Genomic DNA, 14,445 nt, shown 5'->3' on the forward strand with positions numbered 1-14,445 from the left:
TCGGAGTGATATTGCTATCGGATCCCAGACGCCGAAATCCTGCAGCTTGCTCATGCCGCCAAGATGGCGGGCTCTCGGGGCATTGCATGTCGCGGCTTGTACCGGAAAACGAGGCGGCAGAAGTCGACCGCTTGATCGCAGAGCGCGGCCTTGTAATGGTCACCTTTCGATGATCCGAATGCAGGTCAGGCCGATTTCCGCCGGCCCCGCATCATCGGTGCGGCATAGGCCGTCAAGCGCTTCGAGGGATTGGGCATTCCGGCTCAATGTTTGCAGTTACAAGTTGAGCACCTGTGTATCCGAAGCCGACTGTTGATGTGCGTGGCCAACAGTCGGTGTGCCGGGTTATTTCAAGCTGCCGGTAAGGAACTGCTGCAGTCGCTCGGACTGAGGCCTGATCAGCACTTCGCGGGGGGTGCCGCCTTCTTCGACCCGGCCCTGATGGAGGAACACCAACTGGTTCGACACCTCGCGAGCAAAGCCCATTTCATGGGTCACCACCATGGTGCGGCCTTCCTGGACCAGGTCCTGCATCACCTTTAGCACTTCGCCGACCAGTTCCGGGTCGAGCGCCGAGGTCGGCTCGTCGAAGAGCATCACCTCCGGCTCCATCGCCGGCGCCCGGGCAATCGCCACCCGCTGCTGCTCGCCACCGGACATATGTGCCGGATAGGCACCCTTGCGGTGTGCGACGCCGACCTAGTACAAGTAGTGTTCGGCTTTTTCCCGAGCGTCTTGCTTGCTCATCCCCAGTACATGCGCCGGGGCATCCATGACGTTTTCCAGGGCGCTCATGTGCGACCACAGGTTGAAGTGCTGGAACACCACCCGCCTGCTGTGGCGCAATAACAACCGGCGGGAGCACCCGGTTGTCTATCGTTGGCTTGAGTCTGGCACTGAGAAAACGGGACTTACCCCGATGCAATCCCTGCAACAGACTTGTGAGCGGATCGGCCATCACCATTGCTCGAACAAAGGAATCGAGAATGGTAGTGGAAACGCTTGGGGGCTAAAGCTCCCAATAGGCAGAGGTCCCCATGGTTTCCGCAAAGGCTGTTGGCCGTCAGATCGCGATGATTGTTTTCGTTTCACTCGAACGAGATCGGACTGCTGACATTATCGATCGGCTCAAGGCCGCAAAACGTAAGACGCGCGCGGTGCGATCAAGTATTACGTCACGGGAACACGGATTTTATCCTCGTAGTGACCACCAAAGACCACTGTGGTCCAAGAGACAAGAACGATTTCAAGGCCTCCTCCCGTCACGCCTCGCAGTGGTAAAGATGTTCGTATTTTTCCAGCTCAAGTTCTGTCAATGTGAGGTTTGAGCGGCATATCGTCGCGGACCGGCACGGTTTGTCGTTCAATCTTGTGGTTGGTTTTGGGTGGGCAATCACCTCGGTGCAGCGCCTCGAGGCGCGCCACGATTTCAGCGTCAGCGTGCGTCAGCCTCTGATTATGGCGCACGTATTCGACCCACGTGGATACGTGATAACTCTCGGTCCACATTTCAGGCTTTTCCAGGTTGCGGAGCAGCTTCCATTGTCTGGCACCATCTCGAAGTCGCGCTTTTCGCCGGAGTGCCATTACGTTTAGAAGCTCGGCAACATCTCCCTGATCAATTAAATAATCCACTGTCACCGAGATTGGTCCTCTGCACGATCGCAGGTCGATTTTCAGCACCGGCTCACTGAATTTGTCAGTCGGATCGAGATTGTGCGCCTCAAAATCCGGCTGGGGAAGAATGATGCCGATCAGCCCACCGAAGACAAGAGCAAGGCTTGCAATGAGCAGGGCACCGGTAACACCCTGCGTGTCGGCCAGTTCGCCCCATATCCAACTCCCTGCAGCCATGCCACCGTATGTGGCCGTTTGGTAGAGTGACAAGGCTCTTCCGACAACCCACCGCGGCGTCGAAAGTTGGACCGTCACACTGAAGAGCGATAGTGCCTGTACCCATGCCACACCAGCAGGCATGAGAAGCAGACAGCTCAGCCAAACATACTTGCTCCATACCAGAAAGAAGCAACAGATGGCCAACATGAAAAATGCGCCGCGAACGACCCACTCATTGCTGAGGACTTCCTGAACCCGTCCAATGAGAAACGCGCCGCAAATCGCTCCGAAACCGAAGAAACCGAGCATGATTCCGTAGGTCGTGGCAGTCCCCCCAACCTGATCACGGGCAACGACGGGCAGCAGAGCCAGAATAATGATGGCGGTGAAACCGAAAACGAGGCTCCGAAACATCACCTTGAGAAGGTTCGGCGACAAGAGTACGTAGCGGAAGCCCGCAGCCATCGCGTTACTGAAAGGTTCTCGCGGGAGCAATTGATGCGCAGGCTCCGTCTTCCATCGCCAGAGCGTGGCGATCAAGGGAAGATAACAAAAGACATTGAAGAGGAAGGCGAAGGCCGCACCGGCTGTTGCGACAATCATGCCTCCAATCGCCGGTCCGATGCTGCGCATAAGGTTATAGCTCATGCTGTTGAGTGCGACCGCGCTTTGCAAATTTTGACGGGGAACTATGTCACCCATCGACGCGGACCATGGCGGGTCGAACAGTGCCGAGCCGCAGCCGATCAGGAAGGTCAGGCTCAACAGAACCCAGGGTGTCACTGCCCCCGCATAGACAAGAAACGCCAGGCCGACAGATACGCAGAACATCAGCAGCTGAGCCGCCAGCATGATCTGCCGACGATCAAAGTTGTCCGCGAGCGCCCCAGCTGCGAGCGAAACAATCACGACCGGCAGTGTGGTCGATGCCTGGACGAGTGCCACCAGTCCATGAGACGTGGAAATGCTTGTCATCAGCCACGCCGCACCCACCCCCCTAACGAGGCTGCCGAGATTCGATATAAGAGAAGCTGACCAGAGGGAACGGAACGTCTTATATTGAAATAGTTCGAGCGGGGAGATTCTCTTAGGCATTTTGGAGGTCGCAATACGAGCATTTTGGTGTTGTTGTGGGTGGTGCCGGATTGCCATGGATGCCGCCTCAAAAATTGCCGCATAGAGCATTGCTCGCGCAGAATTCCGCAGGGGGGGGGAGTAATCATCCTCTCGGAGCCAGGCAAGCTGTGGCAAGATACTGCGGCATGGCCCATGCTCGTCTAGCATGGCAATGCGTTCTTCCACAGACGCCTCTCGACAATGAACGCTCCGCTTTCTACGGAGACTCCATAGCCCCTTCCCGAGATACTTGTGAAGAACAACTGCGAACCATTGCAAGCAAGGTACTGGTTTCACCATTGCGGCTTACGGTGTTTTTAAGCGGACTCATGCAGAATTCCTGCATCCTATCTAATAGCTGACATAGTTGATGGCTCCCAAGTGAGCGCAGCCTCAACGTGGCTCACATCAGCAACCGCTGTCTCCGGTCCTGAGCTCGACCAGCAGCACCTCATGTACTAACTATCTCTTTGCGCCGAATCTCATACCAATCGGTATTATTTCAGGCGCTTGAGGGTTCACAAAGTGCGATGAATCTGAATCCCTAGTGCAAACAGACGGCTTGGCATGGGGCAGCACGTTTGGCTTCGCACGGATGACATCGGCGATGACCTGCGCAAGTCGGCGCAGCTATCGAAGGAGGCTGCCCAGACGCTGTGGCTTCTGGCTTTTGCGCAGATTTATGATGGGGTGATGCTGGCGAGGCCGCTAGAATTGGTGGCGTGAACGTGCAGATTGTGCGGGACTGGGTCGAACGCGTTAACGCGCAGGACCTCGGGGACTTTTAAACGTCAAGGCTCCGGGCAAGCGTTCGCAACGGGCGCTGACCATAAAATACTGTGCCACCTCGGCATGGAGCCCGACCGTCAGTTCCAGTCACGATTGCGACTACATTGCGAGGGAGCGGCAATCGGTAAACCCCTGGCTTTCTGTCGGCTCTACGAATGACATCGATGACTCCCTGTCGATCTTGTTGGTTTGCTTTCGGTGCTATGGATATTCTCTGCCTCCCCTGTGGAGCGAGCCTGTTCGCGATGACGAAACGCTGGGTACGCGGAGTAAGCATCTGCCACTTATTGCTCTAGCCGTTGAGGCTGTGCCTCTGTCCAATTAACGCTGCTCATCGCAGCCTAGGTATGGCGTTGGGTAAGTGAGCACGGGGCTCACCCATCTCAGTCGCCTTGCGCTCGCGCTCAAAGTGACCAAACTCATTCAGCCGTTCTCGACCAGCCAAGCCCAACAGTCATGCAGTTGCCCACCCCTCCGTGCAATCTAAATGACCAACTGCGGATCATTCAAGTGCCTCACCAGCCGGCGAGCGAGATGAAATATCACATCGTCCGATACCACCGGCCACCAATATCAGCGCTGGCGTAAGAGGATATGAAGCGGGACGGCAAACTAACCTGAAGCGCAACTTGACGTCCACCTCATCTTGCGGACGTACGCTAAAGCGGTTGAGATCACCGTATCGATAGAGCTCGTCGGAAAACGCATCCAGCAGCCAATCTAGTGATGAGCCAGGATTGAACGTCGCAAACTGTCGAGCTGGTAATCCGGACTTGTCAGACACAGCTCACAGCATTCAACCACAAAGTCATCCTGTCGCGTGCTGGCCGCTTACCAGCCGGAACATTGTACATGATGAGGGAAACGCCTTTCGCTTCCCACTCGACGATCTTGCGATGTTCTTGTCCAGGTTCACAGTCGCCCAATGCCCTAGTTTGCGGCGCAATTTCGCCCAACATCGGTCGGCGGCCAGCGCATCCATCATGCAGCGCGGGAGCGCAACACTTGATCATTGATGCTGCACCCAACGAAGCGCACCACGTAGTTGCGAAAAAGCTCGCTCACGAAGCGTGCTGCCCAGCGTTCCATGAGATAGCCAAACCGAAATCGCCACCGGTCATTACCAACCAGTTTAATACTGCGTCATCTACTTTTTCGGCAGCAGGCTGTGGTGATAAACGAGACTGTTCTTTGGCATAGGTAGCATAGTCGCAGCCTACCCATGAAACGCTTGCCTCGTTCGCTTGGCTGCGGCCTTCTGCGGCGGCAGGCGCGTGAGTACGGAGGGTATGCAGGATTTTGTGTTACCGGGGTGAGGCTACTGTGGCAACCTGTCCTCGTAGATGCTCTCCAGCGCAGCCTTCCCGTTTCGGATCGGCATCGTCCATTTGCAGATGTGCGTGCTGCGTCTGCGCGATCAAGTTTCTGTTGCTTTCGAATCCTGAGGTTGATGAGAAAAAATGCAGGATTTTGTCATGCCTTCGCCCCATTGCGCCGCAAATCAACGGTCCAGCTGCCATACACTTCTGAAAAAGGTATTTACTGGGATTTAAAAAATGCAAGGTATTGCAAACATTGCAGTTCGCGCATTCAGATGGCCTGACCTTCTGGAAAAGTGCGCATTTCTTAACGGCGAATTGACTTCAGAATTTCAAACACTTCCAGTCATTGCCCCTGAAACCGGTGAAGATTTTGGATAGCAGACTGTTTGATATACAACCAATGTTGGTGATGTTGTCCGCTTTGGGAAGGCACCGTTCCTTAACTGCTAAAGCAGAAGAGAAAATGTCCATCGTATCCACTCGCAGCACCAACGCAACGGATGCCGAGGCGGTCGACCGTTTCATGCTCGATGAGCTCTCCAGCGGGAAAGCGCCCCCCCGACGTCGTCAGACAAAGGGCGCAGACAGTGCTTGCCGGTGCTGGCGTGGTCGCCGTGGTCACAAGTGCAGATGGCGAGCCGGTCGACATCATGGTACTGAACGAATGCATGACGATCCATTCGGGAGACAAGTTCGGAAAGTTTTCGGAGCTTTATGTTTGACCGGACATGCGCTCCGACGGGATTGCCCTCATATGCTTGAGGTCGCCTTGCAGGAAAGCCGCGCTCGTGGATGGACGCGACGGGAGTTTGAGCGCCCGGGCAATCAAAATGGAAGCGCACTCTTGATTTCTATGTGCGGAACGGGTTCGAGGAAGTCGGCTCTCGGCTTCGTCAGATGATGTAGGGATACTCATATGGAGGCCTTCTCGGGCTCAGTCAATCATCATGCTAGCGTGTGGCCCGATATGCAGGCAGACAAGCCCTGTGAGATCGGTGAGTCGCTACAGCTAACTGGATATCATCACGCAAGGTGTAATGCCCAGACGCTTACCCACCATCACGGTTCACGGTACTTCAGGTGGCACAGGATGGTGTCGCCCGAACCTTTCAGCACATTTGCCTGCTCAATGCCTGAAGGGGGCCGAAAAATGTCATGGTCGGCTGCCATGTGCGCCCCTGGCAACGGTCTGTGGGCGGTTTTGAGCCGTCATCGCAGGGCCCTGGAAGAAGAAGCGCAAACAGGTGAAATCGCCTACCGCTTGTTCAAATATGCGGCCATTGCGTCATTCACCGATTATCGCGTCGACAGTTTCGTCTACAGCCCACCAACTGGGCCTGAAATCGCCCGAGCCCTAGCCTCCGAGCCATGCTCGCTGGTCCTCGACGAGCCGTCCGCCGAAATGAATACCAGCAAAAAAAGCCCAGTTGTGCGGCCTGCTGGAAAAGATCCGTGACGATGGCCACACCCTGTTACTGATCAAACACCAATTTTACTACTTGAACCTTACCAGACATTTACCGTCTGGAATTGACCTGCGCCCCACTTTGCCCATATCCACATACCTCTCTGGTGGTGAATGGACGAGGTAAGCAGCTAGCGTCGTATCAAGGAAAAACAACGAATCAATAGGTAGATGGACTGACCTCACCGAGTGCCGAATCCGGAAGTACAGCTCCTGCGCTCAGCCTGGCTGACATAGTGATGCTCCACGGGAGGCCGGACCATCGGAAACGGAGGTCCGTTCGCATATGTCTGTATATATTTTCAATCCACAAACTAAAACCTTCTATAGACCGATTGAAGCAGCATTACGTTGGTGCAACCTCATTCGTCATGAAGCAGAAATAATAGGAGCTGATGAGATCTGCCCAGAGAGGCTTGGAAAAATATTCCCACAATGGCCGTGCCTGCGCGCGACTACTGAAGCAATTTATGACGCTGTACGTAACGGTGAGTTGCCTTATGGGTGTCTCGGTATTTCGGTTCGCATGGGGACTTACGTAGAACCTTTTCAGCTGACAGTACGCCACTCTGATCTGCGCAACTGGATGCAGGTTCACTATCCCGATCAAAAGCCTAGCTTTCTGTTTGAGCCCAGTAAGGATGCTGATGAAAAAGTCAGCCTAGGAACCTACCTAGCACTTAAAGCTGATCGGGATGTCATCCTGCAAGAGCTGGAAACGCTGCGGCGGCACCATCAAGATTTTTTAAAAGACCTTCAATCAATCGGGTTAGAGCGAGATGAGCTCAAAGCATTGGTCAAAACGCATGGCCACATCAGTGAGCGTAGCGAAATCACGTATCAGAATATTATTGGTGTTTTAGTCAACCTGCTGCTGGGCCATTCACCCGCTGGAAAGCCTCTCTCCGTATTCAAGAACCAAGCCGCAATCGTCGATGCTGTTCTCGCACGCTACAGAGATGTGCCTGGTCTCAGCAAACGAACGCTAGACGAAAAATTTGCCTCAGCCAACCGTAGTCTCAAGAAACACAAGTAATCGATGCATTGCACTGCAATTCCTTTGATTGCAGTGCAATGACTACCTCTGTTTTCTGCTATTCAATTCAGGTCACTTCCCACCACGCGCCAATCAGCGCCAGGAGTGACCAGCATGCCCAGCCAATCCTCACCCATCGTTGAAGTACCTCAACTGCAAGTAGAACGTCACATCATGCGGCGTGACGAGGTGGAGCGAAAAACCGGCTTCAAGCGTGCGCACATCTACAACCTGATGAAGGAAGGAAAATTCCCTCAAGCTAAGCGCATTGGATTGCGTGCCGTGGGCTGGGATTCGTTGGAGATCGAGCGCTGGGTCGTTGAACGCTTAGGTCAGCAGGCCTGATGTCATGCGTGTGGTATCGGTGGTATCGACTAAAGGGGGCGTGGGCAAGACCACGGTGACCGCCAACCTCGGCGGCCTTCTTGCAGATGCGGGCCTGCGCGTCCTTCTATTGGACCTGGATAGCCAGCCCACTCTCTCCAGCTATTACGCCTTGAGCCAGAAAGCTGTTGCTGGTGCGTACGAGTTCATAGCACTCAACCTGACAACTCCTGCACAGATTGTTTCCAGAACGGTGATTGCAGGGCTCGACCTGATCCTCTCCAACGATGATCAAGGCCGACTGAACACTTTGCTGCTGCATTCCCCCGATGGGAGATTAAGGCTGCACAATTTGCTGGACAATTTCCGTCTCAATTATGACCTGCTTTTGATCGACACTCAGGGCGCACGTAGCGTGCTGCTGGAGATGGCCATCCTCGCCTCAGATCTCGCCCTCTCTCCCATCACCCCGGAAATGCTCGCCGCCCGCGAACTGCACCGCGGCACCTTGAAGCTGCTCAGCGACCTCGAACCGTTCCGCCACCTGGGCATTCCACCGCCACCGTTGCGACTGCTTCTAAACCAGGTGAATTCCATTCGAGTGGACACACGGATGATCATCCGTGGCCTGCGCGAGACTTTCACTGGGGCTTACAACATCTCGGTTCTAGACACCGTCGTTCCAGACCGAGTGGCGTATCTCAATGCCGCCTCCCTTGGCCTGCCGGTCCACCGAATCGAGACGCGTCGCTTACGAGAACGACTAACGCCATCGGCGCTGGAAACCATACAAGCACTGGCCATCGAGTTGTTTCCGGAATGGCGCGAAGCGATCTCTACGGTGGGCAGGCGCGCGGAGGATCAATGAGACGAATCGATAATCCCACATTTCTCACCCCGTCATTGTGTTTGATCGACCTTGAGGCCAACAGTGTTTGGCAAGGAGTCTTTTGATGTTGGATCAGCTTCCCACCATCGTTCAGCCCCCCCTTCGAGCCCACCGTCCACCTTGCGAGGAGTATTGCACCGTGGTCTTTCGTGTGCAGGGTGGGCGCTCGGCTATGGGGTGGTTCCTCGCAGAGCTTTCCCGACACTTTGAAGGTTCGGGGACTGCCGAGATCGTCAAGTTCGAGGTCGGTGACCATCTGCGCAACCCGCGTTAACGGAGGTTGTTCAGATGAAAAAGCTCAGTCAGGCGGAAATCACCGACAAGTTGCACCAGGACCACTTCTCTCGGGGTCCAGAACTGGAGCGGCTGTCCGATCCAGTCAATGACACACCGATGCTGGTCACTCTGGAGCAGTTGCGGCCCTACGAACACAACCCGCGCTTCATCCGTAACCCTCTGTACGACGATATCAAGGCGTCCATCCGTGAACGTGGGCTGGATCAACCACCACCGATTACCCGCCGTCCAGGAGATCCGACGTTCATCATTCGCAACGGCGGTAATACGCGCTTGGCGATTCTCGGCGAGCTGTGGCAGGAAAGCCGCGACGAACGATTCTTCCGCATTCATTGCTTGTTCCGCCCTTGGACTAATGAAATCACCGCACTGCTCGGCCATCTGGCCGAAAGCGATCTGCACGGCCAACTCACCTTTATCGAACGTGCGCTGGCAGTAGCCAAACTCAAAACCATGCTCGAAGCAGAGGGGGCTGTACTCTCACAACGTGAGTTGGCACGACGTCTTGCCGCTGGAGGCTATCCAATCTCGCAATCCCACATCAGCCGGATGCTGGACACCCTTGAACACTTACTGCCCGCCATTCCACAAACCCTGTATGCCGGTTTGGGCAAGCCGCAGATCGAACGTCTAATCACTCTGCGTAGCCAGGCTGAACGTACCTGGAACCGTTATCCAACCGCCACCGTTGCGTTCACCGATTTTTGGCTCGAGACCCTGAGCTACTTCGATGCCGAACCTGAATCCTTCGATCTTCAGCAGCTCCAGGATGAACTGCTCGAACGCATGAGCCGCTTGCTCGGACAGTCCTACCGCATGTTGGCCCTGGAGCTGAGCGATACCCAACGGATAATCTCGACGCCTGGCGTTGTCGTCAGCACGCCCTCAGTGAACAACCATCTACCGAACGTTGATGAAGCCGCGTCAGGACCTCACTCCTCCGAGTCCCGCCCCCAATCAACTGTGACCAAGCCACAGAGCGAACCAACGCGAGAGGAACTGCTTTCACCACCTAAAACGAATGTCGTCTCAGCGGTCAGCCCTCCGTCACGTGTTCAACAGATTCGTGAACAAATCGAGCGCGACACTGCCACTGGAGTAACACCGACCGTTGAAACCTGTGCGATCGACGACGTCTGGATCATCGCACCAACACTGGATAACCCCGAACAACTGCGCTCAGCCATTGCTGGACTGGCGCGGGAAATGGCGGCCTATGCCGGACATCCCGAGAGCATCATCGATCAGCAGCTTGGCTTGGGCTACGCCCTGAACATCGAGCACCTTGATCTTGCTACACCGCGAGCGACCGGTATTCACCTACTGCTCCTGGCCCTATTACGCGCTCAAGACGACGTGAACTGGGAGGATCGCCAGCAACTGCCCTCCGCCCTGTTTGGCCAGCTGTTGCTGGGAATCTATCAACTCCCTCTGACCGATCGTCCCGCCGTGGACGTAGGACTGGAGCGGCTGCCCGACAGTTTGTTACTCAAGCTGTATCGCCTAATCCGCTTGGCTCGTCGTCTAATCGACTTAACGCTTGCCCCTGAAGACGACTCACCGGAGAAATTGCCATGAGCCCGTCCTTCAATGTGCTCAACCAGGCCATGCTGACTCAGGTGCTACACGAACTGCGCCTGGGTAATCTACAACGCTGTAAGGCACTCGGACTGGGTGAGGACGACATCTACCTGTTGCAATCCTTACCACCCACCACCCTATCGCGCCTGGCCCATGCCACCGTCCCCTGGGTTGAGGTCAAGATTGATTCGCCGGTGCTGCATCGGTTGATCGCGCAAGCCGAACGCGACGAGCAGAACGAACGGTTGATCAACCGAGCGCTCATGCTAGGCGCCAGCAGCACCATCATGTATCAGTGCTTCGGCTTGGCGCATTCGGAAACCGCCCTACGTCGACGTCTGCTCAAGATAGAAACCCGTAAGGGCCGTCCTCAGCATTTGAGCGAAGCGCAGGAACATGCGCTCTGGCAGCGATGGTGCCAGCTACGCTCTCAGGACGGTACCGAGGATCAACTCGACGCCATGATGATGCTGGCCGAAGAACAACAGATCAGCTTGACCATCGTTTGGCAGCAGATTGACCAGTACAGCAATGGAACATGAACACTGCCCCTTCCAGTCGCTGGCAGCGTGTCCTGCAGCAATGTACCCAGCAGCTGAGTGAACGCTGGCCCGCACGCCCTACCACCGAACAACCGTCCAACCAGGCTCTGCAGGCTGGTTTTCTGTTCAGTGGCCAATCACACGAAGTCGTGCCGCGTCGCCTGCTGTTGGATAATCGGCTGACGCCATTGGAACGTAATGCCTGGCAGGTGTTTCGACTCATGCTCCAAGGTCAGGGTGTGATCACGCCTCGCTATGAGGATTTGCAGCCTTACCTGTCGAGCGTGCCCTACGGCGCGTCAGCCTCCCGTGAAACCATTGCTCGCGTCTTGACGATGCTTAGACTGACGCGCTGGCTCAGTTTGGTGAGTCGCGGACGCGATCAGGTCAGCGGACGTCTTCAAGGTTCACTGTATGTTCTGCACGACGAACCGTTAACCCCCGCCGAAGCCATGGAACTGGATCACGATTACCTGGAGCTAGTCGGACATACCCTCGGTCATGCAACGAAGGCTGTGCGCATTGTCGCGCAGCATGTTCTGGAAGAAATTCGCCAGGACACCCGTATCGATTTAGGTCAGCTACCCACGCGGCTCGACAGCTGGGGTGAACACTGGACGCAGCAAGGATTGGATCAGACAACTGATACCACTATGCACGATTCCGAACTGGGGGAAGATCACCTTGTTCGGAATCGTGCAAGCCCTCGTTCGGATTCCGAATCGGGTCTAAACGCCAGCATTTCCAGCGCAGTTCGGATTCCGAACGCCGCCTGTACTGTATTAAAAGAAAGTATATGTACTGTACCGCACGCGACCCCAGCGGTGGATAACCTGCACTGGCCCGATTCGCTGCACCTGAGTCCAAGCGAGCGTCAGGCCGTCGCCGTGGCGCTGAACAAGCTCAAACCAGCGGATCGTCAGGCGGTGCTCAACGAAGCGAGCGCACGCTGTACGGCAGGAGGTATCCGCAAGCCAGCGGCGTATCTGATGGGCCTGATCCAGCGCGCACTGAAAGGCGACTTTCGTCCTTGGGCAGGTCAGACAGAACCCTCACCCGTTGCAGAACCGCCCCCAACGGCATCCTCGCGCCCATCCCGAAAACAGGGCGAACCCGCCTCCGTCCTCGCCCAAGCGTGCCTGAATGAGCTACGCCAATTGCGCGGCAAACGCCCTGGACGTCAGTAGATTTGATGCCAGTGGCATCAAATCTACTGAGTTCTAATGTGAGATCGCAAAGGGCCGAACCTGCGCAATCCGAGCGCCATCGCCATCGCCATCGCCATCGATGGAAATGATGCCACTGGCATCACTCACGAACGTCTCTAAAATTAACCCTCTCAAACCGAATAGACCGCATTCAGCTTTTTGGCTGCCCTTGACCCTCATCTGTCGCAACGTTCCCGTCCAAGCTTATGCGAGGACAACACCGTGGCCGATCACTATCAACTCAACCTGGGATCATTGCGCAGCAGCATCACCCTGACCCTGCACACTCACCACGCCGCCCGCATCTGGCAAGGTCGGGCCGCACGCGAAGGCGTCCACTCGATCATGGGCATGGCCGGCTACATCAGTGTCACCAACCTGATCAAACAAACCGCGGCCCAGGACGATCCCTATGCCGACTGGGCCATCGTGCAACTCGAAGAAAAACTGATGCGGGCCAAGGCCGGGATGCTGGAACTGACCCAACAGCTGGATCGGATCAGACAAGAGCTGCCGACCCAGATCGACATGGGCGACAACCTCAACATCCACCCCGTCACCTTGCCGTTGTACATCGGCAGCCAGCTGGGTTTTCTGGCGGTCTACCTGTTGACCGACTACGACACCCTGGTGCGTCGGACCCTATTGACCCATCACACTGCCTTGATCGGTCGCAGGGACATGGAAGCCTGGATCGATGACGGTGCCCATCTGCTGCGCAGCCTATTCGGCCAGGCACAGCGCTATCGGCATGCTGGCGTCACGCGTGATGACATGGCGGCGAACAACGCCCGTGCCCTGGCAGCCATCGATAAATTGGGTTTGCCCCCCATGGACATCCTTGAAGGTCATCGCCGCTCCCAGTTTGCGCCACCGATCATTCGTCGTGGTGCTGTGGCAATGGATGACGGCAACGCGTTGGCAGAGCAAGAAGGAGAGCCGCCTGTGACGGTGGATGAGCCGGAGGATGAAGCATGAGTCCGATGATCCAGGCTCAGCCAATACGCCTAGAAGCGTTGACACCGGATGCCTATCGACAGCTCGAACACGCACCCTCCCTAAAAGGCCTTTTAAAGCCCTTTAAGGGTAAGGGAGAGTTGGAGCACCTGGCGCAGGTGGCGAGAGAAATCGAGGCGCAGTTATGTCACCTGATGGAGGCTGTGGTGCAGCAAGCCGGACAGCCCCCTTACTCACACTTGGATATTCGATTGGTGCTGCAGAACACCAGCGCGGGCAGCACCTTTTTGCGTTGGCGCACCCGTGACTTCGCCCGTATGGGGGTTGCGGTCTGGGAACGCCAGGTCAGCAACCAAGCCCTGCCGCAGGTCGTGCGCGAGGGACTGTACCAATTCGAATGCAACCGCATTGCACTGAACCTGCAAATGAGCGGGGTGCATTCGCTCTACCGCCAGGCATCAACCTGCGCGATCAAAATGGCCAGTGCCGAACGGTTACTGCGCCAATTCACAACCGCAGTGGAGGTATCAGGATGAGCACTTTTTTTGTCGGCGAAGGCAATATCGGCAGTGCGCCAGAGTTCCAGGAATTTCCATCAGGCAATGACGAGCCACGGCGTTTGCTACGGCTGAATGTGTACTTCGACAACCCCGTGCCACGCGAGGGCAGCTATGAAGATCGAGGCGGCTATTGGGCGCCGGTTGAACTCTGGCACCGCGAAGCTGAGCACTGGAGCACGCTGTACCAGAAAGGCATGCGCGTGTTGGTCGAAGGCCGCACCGTGCGCGATGAGTGGGAGGACAGCGAAGACAATGCGCGGGTCACCTTCAAGATCGAGGCCCGTCGAGTCGGCATGCTGCCTCACCGGATGCACAGCGTGGTCATGCGCGAACGCTCCAGTGAACCAGCGGCATCTGCGACACACGTCGGGCAAAACACAGAGCAGGCCAGCTCACCTGCGTCGAAACCCAAAAAACGCAGAGGGCCGCCATCTACGGACTGACAGACTTCAGGCATAAGAATTGCGCCTTTGCGCGAAGTTGCTGAGCTGTTTTTTTACTCGCTGCTCGTGAAGACCCACCT

13 protein-coding genes and 1 pseudogene are annotated in these 14,445 nt (G+C 56.0%); 12 read left to right on the top strand and 2 right to left on the bottom strand.

Going from position 1 to position 14,445, the window contains the following annotated elements:
- Window positions 1-345 precede the first annotated feature (345 nt).
- A pseudogene (locus AC1DWG_RS03110) lies at window positions 346-837 on the bottom strand (ATP-binding cassette domain-containing protein); the annotation flags it as partial.
- Between the two features lie 465 nt (window positions 838-1,302).
- On the bottom strand, window positions 1,303-3,252 hold the full coding sequence (locus tag AC1DWG_RS03115; RefSeq protein ID WP_477787204.1) for an MFS transporter: 1,950 nt from the start codon (window positions 3,250-3,252) through the stop codon (window positions 1,303-1,305).
- 267 nt (window positions 3,253-3,519) lie between these two features.
- On the opposite strand from AC1DWG_RS03115, the gene AC1DWG_RS03120 reads away from it, so the two are divergent.
- The 12 genes from AC1DWG_RS03120 (at window position 3,520) to AC1DWG_RS03175 (ending at window position 14,365) form a co-directional block, all read left to right on the top strand.
- Complete coding sequence (locus tag AC1DWG_RS03120) at window positions 3,520-3,678, top strand: hypothetical protein (RefSeq protein WP_477762165.1); 159 nt, start codon at window positions 3,520-3,522, stop codon at window positions 3,676-3,678.
- Window positions 3,679-6,153: 2,475 nt separating this feature from the next.
- Window positions 6,154-6,519, top strand: coding sequence for a hypothetical protein (locus AC1DWG_RS03125; RefSeq protein ID WP_477762166.1), 366 nt, complete (start codon window positions 6,154-6,156; stop codon window positions 6,517-6,519).
- Between the two features lie 295 nt (window positions 6,520-6,814).
- Window positions 6,815-7,564 (top strand): hypothetical protein, encoded by a 750-nt coding sequence (locus AC1DWG_RS03130; RefSeq protein ID WP_477762167.1) that lies wholly within the window; start codon window positions 6,815-6,817, stop codon window positions 7,562-7,564.
- A gap of 114 nt (window positions 7,565-7,678) precedes the next feature.
- Complete coding sequence (locus tag AC1DWG_RS03135; protein WP_477762168.1) at window positions 7,679-7,909, top strand: AlpA family phage regulatory protein; 231 nt, start codon at window positions 7,679-7,681, stop codon at window positions 7,907-7,909.
- Between the two features lie 4 nt (window positions 7,910-7,913).
- Window positions 7,914-8,756: a ParA family protein gene (locus AC1DWG_RS03140; RefSeq protein WP_477762169.1), complete on the top strand. Its 843-nt coding sequence runs from the start codon at window positions 7,914-7,916 to the stop codon at window positions 8,754-8,756.
- Window positions 8,757-8,841: 85 nt separating this feature from the next.
- Window positions 8,842-9,051, top strand: a complete 210-nt coding sequence (locus AC1DWG_RS03145; protein WP_477787205.1) for a hypothetical protein — start codon at window positions 8,842-8,844, stop codon at window positions 9,049-9,051.
- Between the two features lie 14 nt (window positions 9,052-9,065).
- Window positions 9,066-10,652, top strand: a complete 1,587-nt coding sequence (locus AC1DWG_RS03150) for a ParB family protein (protein WP_477787206.1) — start codon at window positions 9,066-9,068, stop codon at window positions 10,650-10,652.
- The gene (locus tag AC1DWG_RS03155) at window positions 10,649-11,197 is read left to right on the top strand and encodes a DUF2857 domain-containing protein (RefSeq protein ID WP_477787207.1); all 549 of its coding nucleotides are present in this window, start codon (window positions 10,649-10,651) and stop codon (window positions 11,195-11,197) included. Before AC1DWG_RS03150 ends, AC1DWG_RS03155 begins: the two co-directional genes overlap by 4 nt.
- The gene (locus tag AC1DWG_RS03160; protein WP_477787208.1) at window positions 11,194-12,384 is read left to right on the top strand and encodes an STY4528 family pathogenicity island replication protein; all 1,191 of its coding nucleotides are present in this window, start codon (window positions 11,194-11,196) and stop codon (window positions 12,382-12,384) included. Before AC1DWG_RS03155 ends, AC1DWG_RS03160 begins: the two co-directional genes overlap by 4 nt.
- Before the next feature lie 243 nt (window positions 12,385-12,627).
- On the top strand, window positions 12,628-13,383 hold the full coding sequence (locus AC1DWG_RS03165) for a PFL_4669 family integrating conjugative element protein (protein WP_477762174.1): 756 nt from the start codon (window positions 12,628-12,630) through the stop codon (window positions 13,381-13,383).
- Window positions 13,380-13,898: a DUF3158 family protein gene (locus AC1DWG_RS03170; protein WP_477762175.1), complete on the top strand. Its 519-nt coding sequence runs from the start codon at window positions 13,380-13,382 to the stop codon at window positions 13,896-13,898. Before AC1DWG_RS03165 ends, AC1DWG_RS03170 begins: the two co-directional genes overlap by 4 nt.
- Complete coding sequence (locus tag AC1DWG_RS03175; protein WP_477762176.1) at window positions 13,895-14,365, top strand: single-stranded DNA-binding protein; 471 nt, start codon at window positions 13,895-13,897, stop codon at window positions 14,363-14,365. Before AC1DWG_RS03170 ends, AC1DWG_RS03175 begins: the two co-directional genes overlap by 4 nt.
- The last annotated feature ends 80 nt before the right edge of the window (window positions 14,366-14,445 follow it).

The organism is Pseudomonas sp. P4_B3, assembly GCF_056402295.1.

Coding starts and splice junctions, on each gene's coding strand:
- AC1DWG_RS03115 (WP_477787204.1), bottom strand. CDS start 3,252: ATGGTGAAACCAGTACCTTGCTTGCAATGGTTCGCAGTTGTTCTTCAC.
- AC1DWG_RS03120 (WP_477762165.1), top strand. CDS start 3,520: ATGGGGCAGCACGTTTGGCTTCGCACGGATGACATCGGCGATGACCTG.
- AC1DWG_RS03125 (WP_477762166.1), top strand. CDS start 6,154: ATGGTGTCGCCCGAACCTTTCAGCACATTTGCCTGCTCAATGCCTGAA.
- AC1DWG_RS03130 (WP_477762167.1), top strand. CDS start 6,815: ATGTCTGTATATATTTTCAATCCACAAACTAAAACCTTCTATAGACCG.
- AC1DWG_RS03135 (WP_477762168.1), top strand. CDS start 7,679: ATGCCCAGCCAATCCTCACCCATCGTTGAAGTACCTCAACTGCAAGTA.
- AC1DWG_RS03140 (WP_477762169.1), top strand. CDS start 7,914: ATGCGTGTGGTATCGGTGGTATCGACTAAAGGGGGCGTGGGCAAGACC.
- AC1DWG_RS03145 (WP_477787205.1), top strand. CDS start 8,842: ATGTTGGATCAGCTTCCCACCATCGTTCAGCCCCCCCTTCGAGCCCAC.
- AC1DWG_RS03150 (WP_477787206.1), top strand. CDS start 9,066: ATGAAAAAGCTCAGTCAGGCGGAAATCACCGACAAGTTGCACCAGGAC.
- AC1DWG_RS03155 (WP_477787207.1), top strand. CDS start 10,649: ATGAGCCCGTCCTTCAATGTGCTCAACCAGGCCATGCTGACTCAGGTG.
- AC1DWG_RS03160 (WP_477787208.1), top strand. CDS start 11,194: ATGAACACTGCCCCTTCCAGTCGCTGGCAGCGTGTCCTGCAGCAATGT.
- AC1DWG_RS03170 (WP_477762175.1), top strand. CDS start 13,380: ATGAGTCCGATGATCCAGGCTCAGCCAATACGCCTAGAAGCGTTGACA.
- AC1DWG_RS03175 (WP_477762176.1), top strand. CDS start 13,895: ATGAGCACTTTTTTTGTCGGCGAAGGCAATATCGGCAGTGCGCCAGAG.